This is a genomic window from uncultured Gimesia sp. (genome assembly GCF_937910335.1).
Classification (GTDB): Bacteria; Planctomycetota; Planctomycetia; order Planctomycetales; family Planctomycetaceae; genus Gimesia.
The window spans coordinates 1-17716 of sequence record NZ_CALEMX010000184.1; the positions used below are offsets into that span (position 1 = coordinate 1).

The 17716-nt window shown below is 47.1% G+C and carries 14 protein-coding genes; 13 read left to right on the forward strand and 1 reads right to left on the reverse strand.

The features are described 5' to 3' along the window. Window positions 1-819: Gfo/Idh/MocA family oxidoreductase (locus Q0668_RS06990; RefSeq protein WP_298861884.1), on the reverse strand; the 819-nt coding region annotated here is incomplete at its 3' end. A gap of 663 nt (window positions 820-1482) precedes the next feature. Between Q0668_RS06990 and Q0668_RS06995 the strand changes: the two genes are divergently transcribed. The 13 genes from Q0668_RS06995 to lepB all read left to right on the forward strand — a co-directional run. Then, complete coding sequence (locus Q0668_RS06995; protein WP_298861887.1) at window positions 1483-2166, forward strand: cytochrome c3 family protein; 684 nt, start codon at window positions 1483-1485, stop codon at window positions 2164-2166. An 11-nt stretch (window positions 2167-2177) separates the two neighbouring features. After that, window positions 2178-5261, forward strand: coding sequence for a TAT-variant-translocated molybdopterin oxidoreductase (locus Q0668_RS07000; RefSeq protein WP_298861890.1), 3084 nt, complete (start codon window positions 2178-2180; stop codon window positions 5259-5261). An 83-nt stretch (window positions 5262-5344) separates the two neighbouring features. Further along, a complete protein-coding gene (nrfD, locus tag Q0668_RS07005; protein ID WP_298861893.1) occupies window positions 5345-6742 on the forward strand; it encodes an NrfD/PsrC family molybdoenzyme membrane anchor subunit in 1398 nt (465 codons plus the stop codon). 64 nt (window positions 6743-6806) lie between these two features. Next, a complete protein-coding gene (locus tag Q0668_RS07010; protein WP_298861896.1) occupies window positions 6807-8219 on the forward strand; it encodes a quinol:electron acceptor oxidoreductase subunit ActD in 1413 nt (470 codons plus the stop codon). 54 nt (window positions 8220-8273) lie between these two features. Further along, window positions 8274-9515: a quinol:cytochrome C oxidoreductase gene (locus Q0668_RS07015; RefSeq protein WP_298861899.1), complete on the forward strand. Its 1242-nt coding sequence runs from the start codon at window positions 8274-8276 to the stop codon at window positions 9513-9515. Between the two features lie 54 nt (window positions 9516-9569). Beyond that, window positions 9570-9899 (forward strand): hypothetical protein, encoded by a 330-nt coding sequence (locus Q0668_RS07020; protein ID WP_298861902.1) that lies wholly within the window; start codon window positions 9570-9572, stop codon window positions 9897-9899. Continuing rightward, complete coding sequence (locus Q0668_RS07025; protein ID WP_298861905.1) at window positions 9896-10756, forward strand: SCO family protein; 861 nt, start codon at window positions 9896-9898, stop codon at window positions 10754-10756. Before Q0668_RS07020 ends, Q0668_RS07025 begins: the two co-directional genes overlap by 4 nt. 100 nt (window positions 10757-10856) lie before the next feature. Next, a complete protein-coding gene (gene coxB / locus Q0668_RS07030; RefSeq protein ID WP_298861908.1) occupies window positions 10857-11831 on the forward strand; it encodes a cytochrome c oxidase subunit II in 975 nt (324 codons plus the stop codon). A 131-nt stretch (window positions 11832-11962) separates the two neighbouring features. Beyond that, window positions 11963-13681 carry a cbb3-type cytochrome c oxidase subunit I gene (locus Q0668_RS07035; protein ID WP_298861911.1) on the forward strand — a complete coding sequence of 573 codons (1719 nt, stop codon included), beginning with the start codon at window positions 11963-11965 and terminating at the stop codon, window positions 13679-13681. Next, complete coding sequence (locus tag Q0668_RS07040; protein WP_298861914.1) at window positions 13681-14769, forward strand: cytochrome c oxidase subunit 3; 1089 nt, start codon at window positions 13681-13683, stop codon at window positions 14767-14769. Before Q0668_RS07035 ends, Q0668_RS07040 begins: the two co-directional genes overlap by 1 nt. Before the next feature lie 80 nt (window positions 14770-14849). Beyond that, complete coding sequence (locus Q0668_RS07045) at window positions 14850-15296, forward strand: cytochrome C oxidase subunit IV family protein (RefSeq protein ID WP_298861917.1); 447 nt, start codon at window positions 14850-14852, stop codon at window positions 15294-15296. Between the two features lie 107 nt (window positions 15297-15403). Continuing rightward, window positions 15404-16048: a hypothetical protein gene (locus tag Q0668_RS07050; RefSeq protein WP_298861920.1), complete on the forward strand. Its 645-nt coding sequence runs from the start codon at window positions 15404-15406 to the stop codon at window positions 16046-16048. 229 nt (window positions 16049-16277) lie between these two features. Continuing rightward, a partial coding sequence (gene lepB / locus Q0668_RS07055) for a signal peptidase I (RefSeq protein WP_298861923.1) occupies window positions 16278-17716 on the forward strand: 1439 nt, incomplete at its 3' end.

The following is a 17716-nucleotide window of genomic DNA, read 5'->3' on the forward strand; positions in this document are numbered from 1 at the left end:
AAGTTCCGCGCCTTTTTGCAACCAGACTTTGCAGGGACTATCAATGGGCGCGTTAAAAGGGATTTCGATTTCCAGTCTCCCTTCCGTGCCATGCATGTGTACCCTTTGATAAGGGTTGAGTTGGGTGGAGCAGGTAAATGTGGAGGTACCACTTCCAAAGTCGAGTGTGGCGGAACTCAAACGATCCGTGCCAAGAGTCGCATCATATTCTGCAATCCCGGATACGCGTTGGGGCTCGGCGTCAAAAATAAATCGTGAAAGTGAAATCGGATAACAGCCAATATCCATTAAACCACCTCCTCCAATGTCTCGCTGGTTACGGATATTGTGTGGGTCATCATTAAAGTAGGAGAAAAAAGACTGGATGGTGCGTAGTTCTCCAATCTCTCCCGCCTGGATTTTCTTTTTTACCAATTGCCATTGAGGGTGATGGCGATACATGAATGCTTCCATCACCTTCAATTCAGGGTGTGCGCTGGCACAGTCAAGGAGTTGTTGACCTTCTGTAGAAGATAAGCCGATCGGTTTTTCGCAGAGAACATGTTTACCGGCTTCAATGGCCTTGATTGACCAGGGAACATGCAAATGATTGGGAAGGGGATTGTAGACTGCGTCGATCTCAGGATCTGCCAAAAGTGCTTCATAGGACCCATAGGCGCGAGGAATACCCAGTTCTGTAGCCACCCTTTCCGCCTGCTCCTGATTGCGTGAAGCGATCGCCGTGATGTCGCAGAACTGCCCTTTCTGCATTGCAGGGATGACCTGTACGGTTCCAATTTTCGCTGTACTGAGTATACCCCAGCGGATTTGATCGCTCATGATGATGCCCGTTCGATAAAGAAGTTTTCCAAAAAATGCAATCGGAGGCTATTCTCAGATCATGAATCAAAACGAGCTGGCTGTAAAGCGAAGCGGGTCTGGCTCAAGCGAATCTGATCCAATGCAGGTCTGATACAACCAAACCGCTGAGAATCATGCTGGCACTCTGCTGAAATGAGTGCCGGGTTCAACAGCAGCTGGCACAAATTAAAACAGGATGGTTATGTCTGCTTTTTGTTGGTTTGAGAATGAGGGGGGAATTGAATCTGATAAAATATTGTGAGCAGTTGAAACTGATATTTTTTCATTCGGGGAGAGTGTGGTTTCGTACAAAGTATTCATGGCTATATTAAAGACAATCCATGTCGTGGAGGCGATTGCTTGAAGCACGCTGAGGTTTTCTGTTTTGGTTTCTCAAAATATCCCCATTCTTGAGAATATTGAATCACGTGCCTCCCGACTCCAAGAAACTTACCGTTAATGTTCTTGGGAAGGATTGCTTAGTTTTCTTGATGCTTCTATTCTTCCTGTTGAATTGGGATTTCTTCTCTATCTCCAGGTAAAAAGTCATCTCTGGCCATCGGTTGCCACATCAATTTCAGATGCAAATTCTGCATTGTTGATTTGATTTTGCGCAATAAGGTCTTATCAGGTATTATAAAAATGGATCGTTTTCTGTTTCCCAAATGGGTGAATACAATTGTTCCGGTACTGGGTGCGCTGGGCGCAATTGGCGCCTTGTACGTTGCAGGTATGGTTACTTTTGGGGCAAGTCCTGAAACAACTGATGTCGGCTATCAGCCTGAGCAACCGCTTCCGTTCAGTCATGCATTGCATGCCGGTAAGCTGAAGCTTGATTGCCGCTATTGTCATAATACGGTCGAAGTTGCCGGGCATGCAGCGATTCCGCCGACCTCCACTTGTTTGAACTGTCATAGTGGTGCTGATGCGAATGGCGTTGTCAATACGGTGTCTATTCACTCTACCAGTGCCAAGCTGGCTCCCATTCGCGAAAGTCAGGCAACGGGAAAATCGATGAAGTGGCGGCGAGTTCATGACTTGCCCGATTATGTTTTCTTTAATCATAGTGCCCATGTTCGCCGTGGTGTGAGCTGTGTTTCCTGTCATGGTCGTGTGGACAAGATGGAAAAAGTGACTCAGGTCAAGCCGCTGAGTATGGGTTGGTGTTTGAAGTGCCATCGGGATCCTGTGCCGCATCTTCGTCCGCCCGAGTTTGTGACTAAGCTCGACTGGAAGGCTGAAGGAGACCCGCATGAGGTGGGTGAAAAGGTTAAGAAGGAATTGAATTTGAATCCTTCTACAAATTGTTCTACGTGTCACCGCTAAGGGGTTCGGTTGTGGATAAAAAGTATTGGCGAAGTTTGAAGGAATTGAATTCCACGCCTGAGTTCGAAGAGATTTTGAATCGCGAGTTTTCAGCAGCGGCTTCTGAGTACCCTGAAGGTGTTTCGCGTCGTCGTTGGATGCAATTGATGGGTGCGTCTGTGGCTCTGGCTGGGGTTTCAGGCTGCCGTTGGGAAGACGAAAAAATTTCTCCCAGTGTCTCGCGTCCCGAAGGTCTCATTCCCGGTATGCCTCAAAAATTTGCCACGTTCATGGAACTGGGCGGCATGGCACAGGCTTTACTGGTGACCTCTTATGATGGTCGCCCCATTAAAGTAGAAGGCAATCCTGATTCTGCTCAAGCTCAAGGCGCCTCTTCTGTTTTCGCACAGTCGGAAACGTTATCGTTGTACGATCCCGATCGAGCCGTGGGGGTTGTGGAACGCAATGCAGGAACGCGTTATTCACGCGATTGGCAGGCGTTTAGCGAGTATGCGGATTCTATTTTAGGTCCGGCAAGACAGGATGGTGGCGCCAAGCTGCGGGTTCTCGCAGATGTGAGTTCTTCGGCTGCCCGAAAGAATCTTCAGGAAAAATTTTCAGCCCTGTATCCCAAATCGCGCTGGTTTGAATATACGGCCGATTCGCGGGATAATGCTTACGAAGGAGCCAAACTGGCATTCGGGGACGTGGTTCGTCCGCACTTCGATTTGAGCAAAGCCAACATTATAGTCTGTCTGGATGAAGATCTGCTCTCTGAGCATCCAGCCTCTTTATTGCACGCTCGAGACTGGGCCGCTCGGCGTGATCCTGCTGCAGGAGAGATGAATCGCCTGTATGCCGTCGAAAGCCGCTTTACTACGACCGGGCTCTCCGCTGATCATCGATTGCCTTCGCGTTCCGTGGATATCGGTTTTTATCTGACGAAGCTGGAAGCACAGGTTCAAGCTCTCTTATCAGGCAAAAAAGCTGAGGCTGCTGGCGATGATTATGCCAGCAAAGTCATGGCGGCGATGGCCGACGATCTGGTAGCCAACAAGGGTGCCAGCGTAATCGCCATTGGAGCAAGCCAGCCCGCTGAACTACATGCCCGCGTTCATAAATTAAATGAACTGTTGGGTAATGCCGGGAAAACCATTCGGTATTCGAAAGAGCCTCTGGCAACAGATGTTTCTTCGGTCGAAGCGTTAAGAACGTTAGCCGGTGAAATGCAGGCCGGCTCTGTCGAGACTTTAATCATTCTCGGTGGAAATCCCGCTTACAACGCGCCCGGCGATATCGATTTCGTATCCGCTTTATCCAGCGTGCCTAACGCGATCCATCTCGGCGAATACGAGGATGAGACTTCGCTGTTGTGCCAATGGCATCTGCCCAAAACACATCCCTTTGAGCAATGGGGCGATTCCCGTGCTTATGATGGAACGCTTTGCGTGGCACAGCCTTTGATTGAGCCGTTGCACGATGGAAAATCGGAAGTGGAATTACTGGCCCTTTTAAGTGGTGAAAAACATCCCGTTGGGCTGGATCTGGTGAAAGAAGCTGTGAAAGGCTCTTTAGATTCAATGGCCGTGAATGCCTCCTGGCGTCGCCTGGTACATGATGGCGTATTAAAGGGAAGTTCACTCGAAACTGTCTCGCCCAAAGTGAAGGCGCTGCCTGCCGCGAAAATCGTTGAGGCTGCCGGTGAAGAGTTGGAACTGGTGTTTTATGCCAGCCCTCAGGTTTATGATGGCCGATTTGGAAATAGTGGCTGGTTGCAGGAAACCCCTGATAATCTGACAAAAATCACATGGGATAACGCCGCTATCATTGCTCCTAAAACGGCGAACGATCTGGGAGTCGATTTTGGTTCAGTTGTGAAGTTGATCCTCGAAGGAAAATCTATCGAACTGCCCGTTTACATTCTTCCGGGTCAGGCTCCGAATTCCATCGCCGTCGCTTTAGGCTATGGTCGTACAGCAGCCGGCTTAGTTGGCGGAGATGTTGCCCGCGATGTTGCACCCGTTGGTGAAAACATTGCCGCTCTGCAGTCCAAAGGGGCAATCAATTTTGCAGCCGGGCTGAAAGTTGAAAAAACAGGCAAAGAATACGAACTGGCAATTACTCAGGACCATCACAGCATCGACGCTGTTGGCGCGGGTGAAATTCAAGGACGCGTGGGCCAACTTGTACGTGAAGGCGACGTCAGTGAATACAAATCCGATCCCGGTTTTGCCAAAGAACGAACGCATCATCCTCCCCTGAAATCTCTGTGGGATGTAGAGGGAAAGCCTACCTATACAGAGCTGTCCGCTGAGGGGCAAGCCTGGGGAATGTCAATCGATTTGACAAAGTGCATCGGCTGCAATGCCTGCTCGGTCGCTTGTCAGGCAGAAAATAACGTTCCGGTCGTAGGGCGGGAACAGGTACTTAACAGCCGTGAGATGCACTGGATAAGAGTCGATCGCTACTTTACCGGCGACGATGTTGATAACCCCGGCGTTTCGATTCAGCCGATGTTTTGTCAGCAATGTGAGTTGGCTCCCTGCGAACAGGTTTGTCCGGTTGCCGCGACCGTGCATAGCGACGAGGGGTTAAATGACATGGTCTACAACCGCTGCGTCGGAACCCGTTATTGTGCTAACAACTGTCCCTACAAAGTGCGACGGTTCAACTACTTCAACTTCAACAAAGTCTATGAAGATCCTAATCGGAAATTGCAGGCTTTGGTTCTGAATCCTGAAGTCACCGTGCGTCATCGCGGAGTGATGGAAAAATGTACTTATTGTGTGCAGCGTATCAAAGCTGTGCAAATCGAATCAAAAAATGAACAACGTCCGATTGAAGATGGTGAAATCGTGACTGCCTGTCAGCAGGCATGTCCGTCGAAAGCCATTGAGTTTGGCGATCTGAATAATGAAAAGAGCATCGTCGCACAAAATCATGCGAATCCCAGATCCTATGCCGTTCTTTCGGAATTGAATATTAAACCCAGAACAGCTTATCTGGCCCGTATTTTGAATCCGCATCCTTCGCTAGCCAAGCCTGCAACAAAAGGGCATGGTCACGGAGATCAGCATGCTGACGCGGACCACAAGAAAAAAGCGGAAAAACATTAGAAGTGATTTGAGAGACACGATTTTTTTAGTGACGGTTAATTAACCAATCCTTTTGAATTTATAGAGCAAAGATATCAAAAGCTATGGCTTCAGTAACAACAAAGCCTATTGACACAACAACGATCGAAGTTCCCGGCCAGCGCGCTCCGCTTGTGCTTGGTTCACCCGATTATGGGACTGTAACAGAATCCGTCTGCCGGCTGGCTGAATCGAAGACTCCCATGTCATTTTATGTGGCACTGGGGATCTCTGCCTCCCTGATGGGAATGTTGTTTGGTCTGATTGGGTACCTGATCATTACCGGTGTTGGTGTCTGGGGTAACCGCAGCCCTGTATTCTGGGGCTGGCCGATTGTCAACTTCGTGTTCTGGGTCGGTATTGGTCACGCGGGAACGTTGATTTCCGCGATCTTGTTTTTATTCCGTCAAAACTGGCGTACCGGAATTAACCGCGCCGCGGAAGCGATGACAATTTTCGCTGTGATTTGTGCCGGTGTGTTTCCTGGAATTCATATTGGTCGCGTCTGGCTGGCATACTGGCTCTTCCCGATTCCCAACCAGATGGAAATGTGGCCTAACTTCCGTAGCCCCTTGCTGTGGGACGTCTTTGCCGTATCGACCTATGCGACCGTTTCTTTGTTGTTCTGGTACATGGGAATGATTCCCGACCTGGCAACTTTACGGGATCGGGCAACCGGAAAGATTCAACAGTTCGCATACGGACTGTTCTCGCTGGGATGGAATGGATCTTCGCGGCACTGGCATCGTTATGAAAGAGCATATCTGTTGCTGGCAGCTTTGGCGGCACCGCTGGTGTTAAGTGTGCATACCATCGTGAGTTTTGACTTTGCCGTTTCGCAGTTGCCCGGTTGGCATACAACGATCTTTCCACCTTACTTCGTCGCGGGGGCCGTCTTCAGTGGTTTCGCGATGGTGTTGACGTTGATGATTCCTGCACGATCCATTTGTGGTATCGAGGATTTATTAACTGACCGTCACCTGGAAAATATGACCAAAGTGATTATTGCTACCGGCTCTATGGTGGGTTATGCCTACGCGATGGAGTTTTTCGTTGCCTGGTATAGTGGCAACCGCTATGAAACGTTTGCCTTTATCAACCGGGCCTTTGGTCCATATGCCTGGGCTTACTGGATCATGGTATCTTGTAACGTCATCAGTCCTCAATTGTTCTGGATTAAGAAAATTCGCACCACTCCCTGGATGATTTTTGTGGTTTGCATTTTTGTGAATATTGGTATGTGGTTTGAGCGTTTTGTGATTACAGTGACATCGTTGAGCCGTGATTTCCTGCCTTCCAGCTGGGGATATTTCAAGCCAACCATCGTCGATGTGTTAATGTTAATTGGTAGTTTCGGTCTGTTTCTAACTCTGTTCCTGCTCTTCTGTAAATTCCTGCCGATGGTGGCAATGGCAGAAGTGAAAAGTGTCATGCCCCGACCCGGTGGTCAGGGCGATCACTAAAAGTGTGTGCTAGCGGAATGTAGTTTTCAGTGACGACTTAACTCATTAGTTGAATAAAAAGATTATGGCGACCACAATCGAACAATCAGAAAAAACTAAAGCAGAGCCCGAGCTGATCGGGTTACTGGCCGAGTTCGATGATCCACAGGCGTTGATCGATGCATCGATGAAAGTCAGAGATGCCGGCTATCGCAATTGGGACACGCATACTCCGTTTCCGCTGCATGGTATCGATGAGGCAATGGGCATCAAGTTTACCATTTTGCCCTGGATCGTTGCCGCCTGTGGTCTAACCGGTGGTACGATTGCCGTGGGCATGCAGTACTGGATGAACGCGGTAGACTACCCGTTCATGATCAGTGGTAAGCCGTTATTTAGTCTTCCCGCCTGTATTCCAATCATTTTTGAACTGTCCGTTTTACTGGCGGCCTTTGGTGCTTTCTTTGGAATGCTGGGCTTGAACCAGTTGCCTAAACTCTACAATCCCCTGTTCAAGTCAGACGCATTTCGCCGAGTGACCAATGATCGATTTTTTATCAGCATGGATGCCAGCGATGCGAAGTTTTCCGAGATTGATTCTGGTGAATTTCTGAATTCATTGAACCCGATCAGCGTCGAAGAGTGCTGGTCTGATGTTTCTTCTCCCAAGCTGCCGCGAAATCTGGTTCTCGGTTTGAGTCTGGTGGGAGTGATCATGCTCTTGCCACCGGCGCTGGTAGCCTATAAACGCTCAACGACAACGAATACCCCACGGATTCATATCATTCCCGATATGGACTTTCAGCCGAGTTTGAAGGCACAGAATACCACAAATCTGTTTCCTGATGGCCGAGAAATCAGGCCCAGTATCAAAGGGGCGATCCCCCGCGGTCAATTTAAAGACGACAACATTCCTTTCTATTACGGTTTAAAGGAACTTCCCGAAGATCGGGATGTCGTGGGCATCGCTTTGCAGGATGAGAAAAAAGCAGACGCCAAGAAAGCAGATGCGAAAAAACCCGTTGAAGCAAAAGCCGCTGATGCGAAACCTGCCGCAGGGAAACCCGCTGTTGTTGACGCCGCTGCAGAAGCAGCCAAAAAACTGGATAAGCTTCCCTGGGTAACAGAGTTTCCAATGCCTGTCACCGAAAAGATGATGGCTCGCGGAAAAGAACGATTTCGTATTTACTGCTCTGTCTGTCATGGATTGAGCGGCGATGGTGATGGACTGGTTTCATTAAGGGCGATGGAATTACTTCAGGGAACCTGGGTCAAACCGGCTTCTTATCATACAGACAATGTGCGAAAGCAACCCGTTGGTCGGCTCTTCAATACAATCAGTAATGGCGTCCGTAAGATGCCTGGATATAGCGCACAAATTCCACCAGAGGATCGGTGGGCCATTGTTTTATATCTGAGAGCCCTGCAAAAGAGTCGCTATACAGACGCGAATACACTGAAAGATGACGAAAAAAGTAAGCTTCGAGATACTAAATAATTAAATTCCCCGGGCAACTTGTTGAATTTTATTTCGATCTAAACAAGAAAAGTTATGCAAACTTCACCTGACACAAACAATAAGATTAACGTTCAAACCCTGGCGGAACTGGGTCCCCTTCCGATGAAGGTATCGCTCGGCTGTGCCCTTTTGCTACCGGTGGCCTTCTTCTTAGGTTACTCAAGCGAAAACGGGATGGAGAAATTTGCGTTTTCTTATCTGCAAAGTACGTTTTTCTTTCTAAGCATTTCACTGGGCGCTTTGTTCTTTGTGATGATTCAACAATTAACGCGTGCCGGCTGGAGCGTTGTACTCCGCAGATTGTCTGAGTTTATCTCAATGGGCGTGGTTCCGCTGGCCGTGCTTGTGTTACCGATTGTTCTGATGGTACTTGCTGGGAACGATACTTTGTATCCATGGGCCAATGCTGAGGAAGTGGCGAAAGACCATCTTATGCCAGCGAAAGCACCTTTCTTGAACAGTGGTTTTTTCGCTTTACGATATGTGATTTATTTCGGATCGTGGATCTTTCTGGCACGTTTCTTCTTGAATAAGTCTGTGGCTCAGGATGAAAACGGAGACCCTGAATTAACACTGTTGATGGAACGTCGCAGTGGCCCGGGACTTTTGCTGTTTGCGTTTACATTATCATTTGCCGCCATTGACTTTCTTATGTCGCTGGATCCTCACTGGTTCAGTACCATCTTTGGCATCTATTATTTTGCCGCTGGTCTGGTTGGTTTCTTCAGTACGCTGGCAATCTGTCTAATTTATCTGCGCAGCAAAGGCCTGTTACAGGCGCCTGTTTCGATTGAACATTTACATGATGTCGGCAAGTTATTGTTTGCATTTAACTGCTTCTGGGCTTACATCGCGATTTCACAGTATCTGTTAATCTGGTATGCCAACATTCCTGAAGAAACAATCTTTTTCCAGCATCGCCAGGAACATGGCTGGGGAACGATTTCTTTGATCCTGGTCATCGGGCACTTTATGATTCCGTTTGTCTTCTTTATGTCACGTTGGATGAAACGAAATCCCAAAACGCTTTTCTTCTGGGCCGTTTATCTGCTGGTCATGAACTGGATCGATATTTTCTGGCTGGTCTTGCCGAATGCAAAAGCTGGTGGGGAACCCCTCGGTGTGTCCTTTGGAATGATATTAGTCGATGTCTGTTGCACGATCGGCGTCGGCGGACTTTATGTTGCCGGCATCCTGAAATTAGCCGGTCAAAAATCAGTCATGCCGGTCAGAGATCCAAGGCTGGAAGAGTCACTCAAGTTTCATAATATTTAATCACCGTCTGATCGATGGAAGATCAGTTCCTTTTAGCAAATAAGAGAATTTAACATGTCCGGTCCTAAAGCAGCCTATGATGATCTCGATACCACGATGATCGCTTATGTGGGAACCGTGGGCGCCATCATTACCTTTTTTACGGTATTCGCGGTTGCCGCGTTAGACCTTTCGTTTGAAAAAGCGGAAAACGTAGGGAAAGTGATCGAGGTTCCGGAGAAAAATGCAGACAGCATTCTTGCCAATCAGGCGGCTGGTTTAACGGAATACTTCTGGATTGATCAGAATAAAAATATTGCTGCCATCCCCATCGATCTGGCGATGATTCAAGTCGTTACGGATGAGCAGAAGAAACAGGAAGAAGCAAAAACGAAGAAACCATGAAGCGATATTTTCCATACATTACGATGACGTTTCTCAGCTGGGCATTATGTATTATGCCCGTGCGAGCTGATCGTATGGAAAAGGCTCCCAAAGATATCGAGTCTCTGGATGTGATCGAGCATCTGGATAGTCATCTGCCTGTGGATTTGGAGTTTCAGGATAGCAGTGGAAAACATGTTAAGCTCGGCGATTATTTTAAAAAGGATCGCCCGGTCATTTTATCAATGAATTATTCCAATTGCCCGATGCTGTGTTCGTTACAGCTGACTGCATTGGTAAGAGGTTTGAGAGACTTAGAGTGGTCAGCGGATCAACAGTTTGATTTTGTATCCGTGAGCATTGATCCAAAGGAAACGTATCAGAGAGCCCATTTAACGAAACAGAAATACTTCAAAGAATATAACCGTGCAGGAACAGCCGATGGTTGGCATTTTTTGACCGGCAAACAGCCAGCGATTACAAAATTAGCAAAGGCAATTGGACTACAGTACAAATATGTCGAGGAACGCAAAGAGTATGCCCATCCGGCGGTATTGGTTGTGTGTACTCCCGACGGTCGTATTTCTCGATATCTATATGGAGTTCAATTTCCTGAAACGACTCTGAAATTAGCTTTAGTTGAAGCATCTGAAGGAAAAATTGGTTCAACCATTGATCGGTTTTTACTGTTTTGCTTTCACTATGATGAAACCAGTGGTCGTTATGCACCAACGGCGCTGAATATTATGAAAATTGGTGGGTTTGCCACCATCTTTATTATCACTGTTGTTGTGATTCCCTATTGGCGGGGTCGCAAAGGCAGGCATAGTTTAGAAATAGTGCAAACACAAACGAATGAACAACCAGCTGGCTCCTGATCGAGTTTGGAATCAGTCGGTTATATGAATTTGTGTTTGAACTGGATTTGGTTACGAATTTTATATCTTTAACACTCAACAGTTGATTGTGTGAATGCAGATGAAACTATTCATCCCTAATTTATTAGCGAATGACGAGGCCGGGTTTTGGTTCCCGCCTCAAGGTTCCACAGTGGCAGAGAACGTGGACTCTGTTTACTTTTTTATCCTGTATGTCTGTACGTTCTTTTTCGTGCTGATTGTCGGTTTAATGGTCTTGTTTATGATCAAATACCGCCATCGACCGGGAGTAGAAGCAGAAGTCACGCCTACGCATAATCTACCGTTGGAGTTATCCTGGTCTGTAATACCCACACTGATCACGATTGTCATGTTCTGGGTTGGTTTTACCTCCTATCTCGATATGCGGACACCTCCCAGTTCGTCCTATGAAATTGATGTGGTTGCCAAGAAATGGGTCTGGGCTTTCAAATATCCAAATGGCTGGATTGATAGTGAGCTGCATGTTCCCAAAGGTGAAAACGTCACCTTAACCATGGCTTCAGATGATGTGCTACACAGTTTATGGATCCCTGCCTTCCGGACCAAGATGGACGTCGTACCCGGGCGCTATACTCAGCTTTGGTTTAACGCCACAATAGCAAATGAAAAGGGTTTCGAACTGAAGTGTGCAGAGTATTGCGGTCAGAAGCACTCCGTGATGATTACAAAAGCGATCGTGCATGAGACTCGCGGCGACTTCGATAAATGGTTGAAAATCGCCTCCGATATTCATAAAAACAAAACACCCGTCGAAGCGGGAGAATACTTCTATAAGACCCGCGGCTGTATCCAATGCCATTCGCTGGATGGTGTTCCCAAAAATGGCCCCTCATTTAAAGGTCTATTTGGGAAAGAGCGAAAGTTTACGGACGGGAGTTCTGTGATTGCAGATGCTAATTATATTCGTAGTTCGATTCTTGAACCACAGTCGAAAGTTGTGGTTGGCTTCCGTCCAATTATGCCTACGTTTAAAGGACAGTTAACGGACCAGGATATTACCGCGATCGTTGCGTTCATCAAGAGTCAGAAATAGTAAGCTTATTGAGCAGTGATGATTCGACAAGCTTCATCACGTGAATTTAAAAAAGTGAGAACTTGATTCTCGATTGTGTTTTCAGGATTTTATTATCCGATGTTATTTGAAATTATTGAGGAGGCTGGAAGATGGCAACTGTAGTTGACTCCTCCAATCCAAAATCTAATTATCCGATTCAATACCGTGAACTGAATTATTTGAACTGTTCGTCGGGCTGGAAGAGCTGGTTATTCACCCTCGACCACAAACGAATTGGAATCATGTATTTAATAGGTGTCACTGCTTCTTTCTTCTTAGGCGGTTTATTTGCCGTTTTGTTGAGGACCGAATTATTATCGCCTGCTAAAATTCTGATGGGACCCGATTCCTACAATCAGATGTTTACGCTGCATGGCGCCATCATGACATTCCTGGTCATCATTCCCGGAGTCCCGGCGGCAATTGGAAATATTATTCTGCCTGTCATGCTGGGGGCCAAGGATGTAGCGTTTCCACGATTGAACCTGGGCAGTTTTTTCCTCTGGATGTTTGGCGCTTCTTTCTTTCTGCTTGCACTGGTTACGGGCGGACTGGATACCGGCTGGACGTTTTATACGCCATATAGTGTTACCACTAACACAGCTGTGATTACCGCATTGTTAGGTGTCTTTGTTTTAGGATTCAGTTCCATTTTTACCGGTCTGAATTTCATTGTTACCATTCATACGATGCGACCACCGGGAATGACCTGGTTCAAAATGCCTCTGTTTTTATGGGCCCTGTATGCAACCGCCCTCATTCAGATCCTGGCCACACCCGTCCTGGGGATTACTGGATTATTGCTGGTCGTAGAACGTGCTTTTCACATCGGAATTTTTGATCCTGCCTTAGGCGGCGATCCGGTGTTGTTTCAACACTTCTTCTGGTTTTATTCTCACCCGGCTGTTTACGTTATGATTTTACCTGCCATGGGTGTAGTCAGCGAAGTGATTGCCGTTCATAGCCGCAAACATATTTTTGGATATCGGTTTATTGCCTATAGTAGTATTGCGATTGCCATCTTTGGCTTTTTGGTCTGGGGACATCATATGTTTGTTTCGGGGCAGTCGAAAGTCGTGGCGGTCATCTTCAGTGCCATTACCTTCAGTGTTTCGATACCGTCGGCGATTAAAGTCTTTAACTGGTTAACCACTATGTATAAAGGATCGATTCGTTTTACTACAGCCATGTGTTATGCACTATCCTTCATGTTTATCTTTGCCATTGGTGGTTTAACAGGACTGTTTCTGGCAACTCTGGCGACGGACGTGCATTTGCATGACACCTACTTTGTGGTCGCCCACTTCCATTATGTGATGATGGGTTCCTCACTGATGGGGCTGTTTGCTGCCATTCATCACTGGTGGCCCAAAATTTCAGGTAAAATGATTAACGAATTCTGGGGTCGGATTGGCTGCCTGGGTGTCTTTCTCGGATTCAATCTGACGTTCTTCCCACAATTTATCTTAGGAACACGCGGAATGCCCCGCAGGTATTATACGTATCTGCCCGAGTTCCAGGGGCTGCATATTTTGTCAACGATGGGCGCTTATCTGTTAGGCCTCAGCTCTGCATTGATGGCAATTGTCTTGATTTATTCCGTCTATCGTGGCAAGAAAGCCCCAGCCAATCCCTGGGGCGGCGCATCGCTCGAATGGCAATGTTCATCGCCACCACCTCATAATAACTTTGATCATCCTCCCTTAGCCGGTGATCCGTATGTAATGGAATCGGTTGTTTATAACGAGGAAATCGGAGGCTTTGTTCCTGCTGAATGTCAGGGGGATAACAATGGATCTGGGACCGCAGCAGGAGAGAAAGAAGTTTAATGAATACCGCGGCCACCACGCCTACAGACGAACATGCTGACAACCACGATCATGAGCACCATGATCCCCGGTTGGCGCATCATTTTGACTCGCATCAACAACAGTTTGACACCGGAAAGCTGGGAATCTGGTTGTTCCTGGTAACGGAAGTGTTGTTCTTTAGCGGCTTATTCGGTTTTTATGCCGTCTATCGATCATTGCATCCCGAGGTCTTTCTGTATGCCAGCCAGTTTCTGGATACTGTTTTAGGTGCCACCAATACAATCGTACTGCTCTTTAGTAGTTTAACGATGGCCTGGGGAGTGCGTTGTGCTCAGTTAGGTCAAACGCGGGGTCTGTTGACCTGTCTGGTGATCACTCTTGCCTGTGCTGCGATCTTCCTGGGTGTCAAATCGTTTGAATACACAGAGAAAGCACATCACGGACTTTTATGGGCAGGCATGTATCAGAGTCCGGAACATCACGAGGCAGCTGCAGTGCCTGTTGCTGCAGGAGCTGTCGAATCAGGAGATCATGGAGCGTCACACGCTGACGATCATGGGGCAGCGCACGCAGACGATCATAGTGATGATGCCTTGTTTGAAAAAACAAAACATACTCTCTCTTATATGACGACTGCTTTATGGGCTGTGATTCTGCTCACCGGCATTGGCCTGGCTGCACTTTTCAAAAATCCGAATAAGAAGACTATGGCAGCGGTGCTGGGCTGTGTTCTAATTTCTGCGATTGGCTTACAAATGGGTGCCTATGCCAGTATTGCATATCACCATTTTGGACATGCTGCCGAACCGACGGCGCAAGAAATTGAGATGGCGAAAACTGCTCCTGAAGAGTACGCCAAACAAAAAGAAAAAATTCCCGAGCCTAAGCTGGCTGGGACCTTTTTCAGTGTTTATTTCTGTATGACCGGTCTCCATGCGATTCATATTATTGGCGGAATGGTTGCGATCAGCTGGCTTATTGTGCGAACAGTGCATGGCGCTTTCACGACTTACTACTTTGGTGCCGTTGACTTTATCGGCTTGTATTGGCACCTTGTTGACCTGATCTGGATTTATCTGTTTCCGTTACTGTATCTCATCAACTGACGACGGTTGTTTTTTCAATTTACCTTGAGAAGCGTTTGAGCTTCGAATTTTATAAATAAAAAGAGACGAAAGTATTCATCATGTCAGATCATGCTGAAAGTGATTCTCACGCAGAAAATCCACAATCCTGCCATGTGCATATTGTACCCGTTAAAGTTTTGGTGGGTGTTTTTCTCGCCCTGGTCGCATTGACGGTACTGACGGTCGAAGCAGCCAAATTTGATGTGGGATCGGCTGATGTGATTGTTTCGATGGCGATCGCCACCGTCAAAGCTTCATTGGTTGTGTTCATCTTTATGCATCTTTGGTATGATAAGCCTGTTAATAAAATTGCCTTCTTCTTCTCAATTGTCTTTGCTGGCTTTTTTCTCTGTATGATTCTTTTGGATTCTCATGCGTACGATGATTACGTGCAGGGATACCAACAGGACAAGGCCCCTGCAGTCACAGCTCCTGCTGCTCCGGCACCAGTACCGGCACCAGTACCGGCACCAACTCCAGCAACACCCGAACCAGCGAAGAAATAAAGTTGAATTTGGCCAGGGTTTCAGCAAAAACAGTGAAGAGTTTGCTGCCTGTTGCCATTTGTATTTCTTAGCAAGTGTTTCTGCTTTTAGTACGATGGCAGGTTAGCATGTCCACCTTCCGGAGTCGCGCCATTCGAAATCGATTCATGCAGATATTCACTTCCCGAGATCGGTTAAGCCAGCGAGATTTTGGTCTGGCGATTTTTCTGTTTACCATAGCCGTTCTTTTTCTGAGTGGTTTTCTCGCTTATGTGATCGTTCGCACCAATCTGAAAACCACTCATCAAGTGGCGGCTTTGGTAATCCCTCCTGTACTCTGGTTAAGTACGGCACTCTTACTGTTGGGGAGTTTTTTCATTCAGCGGGCATTGTTCTTTGTCCGAAAAGAAAAGCAGCAGCAATTTCGGAATTGTCTGAACCTGACGTTTCTTTTGGGTGGTGCATTTTTTGTGATTCAGACGATTGGCCTGATTCATGTTTTACGCCAGCACTCGGAAATTTTACTTAGCGTGGCGCAGCTCAAAAACGCTTCTAATTTCCCCAGTAGTTATGGAGTTCTCTTTACCTTTGTCCTCCTGCACGCGCTTCATTTTTTTGTCGCCTTCGGAGTTCTGGGAATGGTGATCTATAAAGCCTATCTTTATCAGTACGATCACGAATATCATTGGGGCGTCCATGCATGTTCGATTGTGTGGCATTTTCTCTTAGTGGTTTGGGTCGTCATGTTATTGCTCTTCTGTTTTGTGGGATAAGTTGTTCGCTATGCAATGTTTATGGTTCAACTACTTGCGATGGAATGACAGGCTTTTCAGCACGACTGGATGAGAATGATGACTTAAAGTGAAGTATTCGCAAGGATCATCTTCCGTGAACGGGAATCTCTATTTCCTCAGGTTGATGGGGTTTACTAAAATGAGGACCTGACGTGATTGTCTTCTGAACGGAAACTTCAGAGAAATTCGGTATCTTATTTTGTTGGTGATGATGCACGGTTCTTCCAGTCAAATCAATACTCAAGCAACTGAGGCGGATGGTCGATCCAGCTTGTTGCGAATGGTGTTAGAATCCATTGTCTCACTGGCGATTGCCGTGATCCTTTTCAGGACCTTTCAGGCGGAAGGTTACATGATCTCCACGGGCTCGATGGCTCCTTCATTGCTGGGCTACCATAAACAGGTCATTTGTCCCCGGTGTGAATTCTCTTTTACCTATGGGGTGGCGTATGACGATTCGGTTTCCAACAATCGATTTCAGGCACACAATCATTCACATGGAGAAGCCCTGCATCAAGTCGGCCAGTATGCGACTTGTCCTAATTGCAGTACCCACTCGATCGATTTGACCAATGTGCCCCGCAATGAAGGCGACCAGTTACTGGTTTTTAAACATGCCTATTATCTGAAAGGACCAGAGCGCTGGGGTGTTGCCGTCTTCCAGAATCCAACGAAACCCACACAGGCGTATGTGAAAAGAATCGTTGGGCTGCCCGGTGAATCAATCCAGGTTCAAGACGGAGACTTGTATATCAACGGTAAAATTGAACGTAAGGACCTGAACACTCAACGTGCGGTTCGGTTGCTGGTTTATGATCATCGTTTTCGACCAGAGGATGATGATTTTTTTCAACCCCGCTGGACTCCGGTTGAAAATGAGGGCGATACGGAATCCCACGGGTCCCACTCCTGGACCTCGCAAGGAGATCAATTTGTTTTTGATGCGACTAAGGGAGATCCATTGAACTCTTCTACCAGAACTCAATGGTCCTGGGTAAAGTATCAGCACTGGATGCGAGAGGGAGGGCATTATTTCACACCGGTTACTCTAAAGGAGTGGCCTGCGGAAATTGAAAGACCAGAACCAGTGTTTGGTCGCGTGCAATATGATGAGTTGAAAAAACAGCTCAGTTGCAAAGGTGCCATGCCAGCAGAAGATTGTCATCGTTATCTGGATCAGACAGAAAATGAAGAATTCCGTTACGCGATGGCATTGCTTTATGAAAAATCTCATGTCGCTCCAGTCATGGATCACTATGCTTACAATAGCGGATTGGAAAATCAGGAATCGACTCCCGTTCACGATTTCATGTTTGAATGCGAACTGAATGTCATTTCGGGCGAGGGGGAGTTTGCGATTGAATTCTTCGACGGGCATCATCGCTTTCGAAATATCATGGACTTCAAACAGGGGCAAGTCTCGCTTTTTATTGATGACCAGAAACAGGCGGTTCGTACGGGCAAACTTCGCGGAGAGATTAGATCGAAAGTCGCGACAGTTGAGATGTCATTGATGGATCGCCAGGTTTTGTTGGCCATCAATGGTCAACTGGTGTACCAGCCTCTGTTGTATGGTGTGAGCCCGAAACCGCGGGCAGAGATACGAGAGCCTGTTCGATTCGGCACGAACGCAGGGCACATAAAACT

Bases quoted from the DNA above. Each gene is read 5' to 3' on its own strand.
- Q0668_RS07025 (WP_298861905.1), top strand. From the start codon at position 9,896: ATGAAGCGATATTTTCCATACATTACGATGACGTTTCTCAGCTGGGCA.
- nrfD (WP_298861893.1), top strand. From the start codon at position 5,345: ATGGCTTCAGTAACAACAAAGCCTATTGACACAACAACGATCGAAGTT.
- coxB (WP_298861908.1), top strand. From the start codon at position 10,857: ATGAAACTATTCATCCCTAATTTATTAGCGAATGACGAGGCCGGGTTT.
- Q0668_RS07020 (WP_298861902.1), top strand. From the start codon at position 9,570: ATGTCCGGTCCTAAAGCAGCCTATGATGATCTCGATACCACGATGATC.
- Q0668_RS07015 (WP_298861899.1), top strand. From the start codon at position 8,274: ATGCAAACTTCACCTGACACAAACAATAAGATTAACGTTCAAACCCTG.
- Q0668_RS07040 (WP_298861914.1), top strand. From the start codon at position 13,681: ATGAATACCGCGGCCACCACGCCTACAGACGAACATGCTGACAACCAC.
- Q0668_RS06995 (WP_298861887.1), top strand. From the start codon at position 1,483: ATGGATCGTTTTCTGTTTCCCAAATGGGTGAATACAATTGTTCCGGTA.
- Q0668_RS07035 (WP_298861911.1), top strand. From the start codon at position 11,963: ATGGCAACTGTAGTTGACTCCTCCAATCCAAAATCTAATTATCCGATT.
- Q0668_RS07010 (WP_298861896.1), top strand. From the start codon at position 6,807: ATGGCGACCACAATCGAACAATCAGAAAAAACTAAAGCAGAGCCCGAG.
- Q0668_RS07050 (WP_298861920.1), top strand. From the start codon at position 15,404: ATGTCCACCTTCCGGAGTCGCGCCATTCGAAATCGATTCATGCAGATA.
- Q0668_RS07045 (WP_298861917.1), top strand. From the start codon at position 14,850: ATGTCAGATCATGCTGAAAGTGATTCTCACGCAGAAAATCCACAATCC.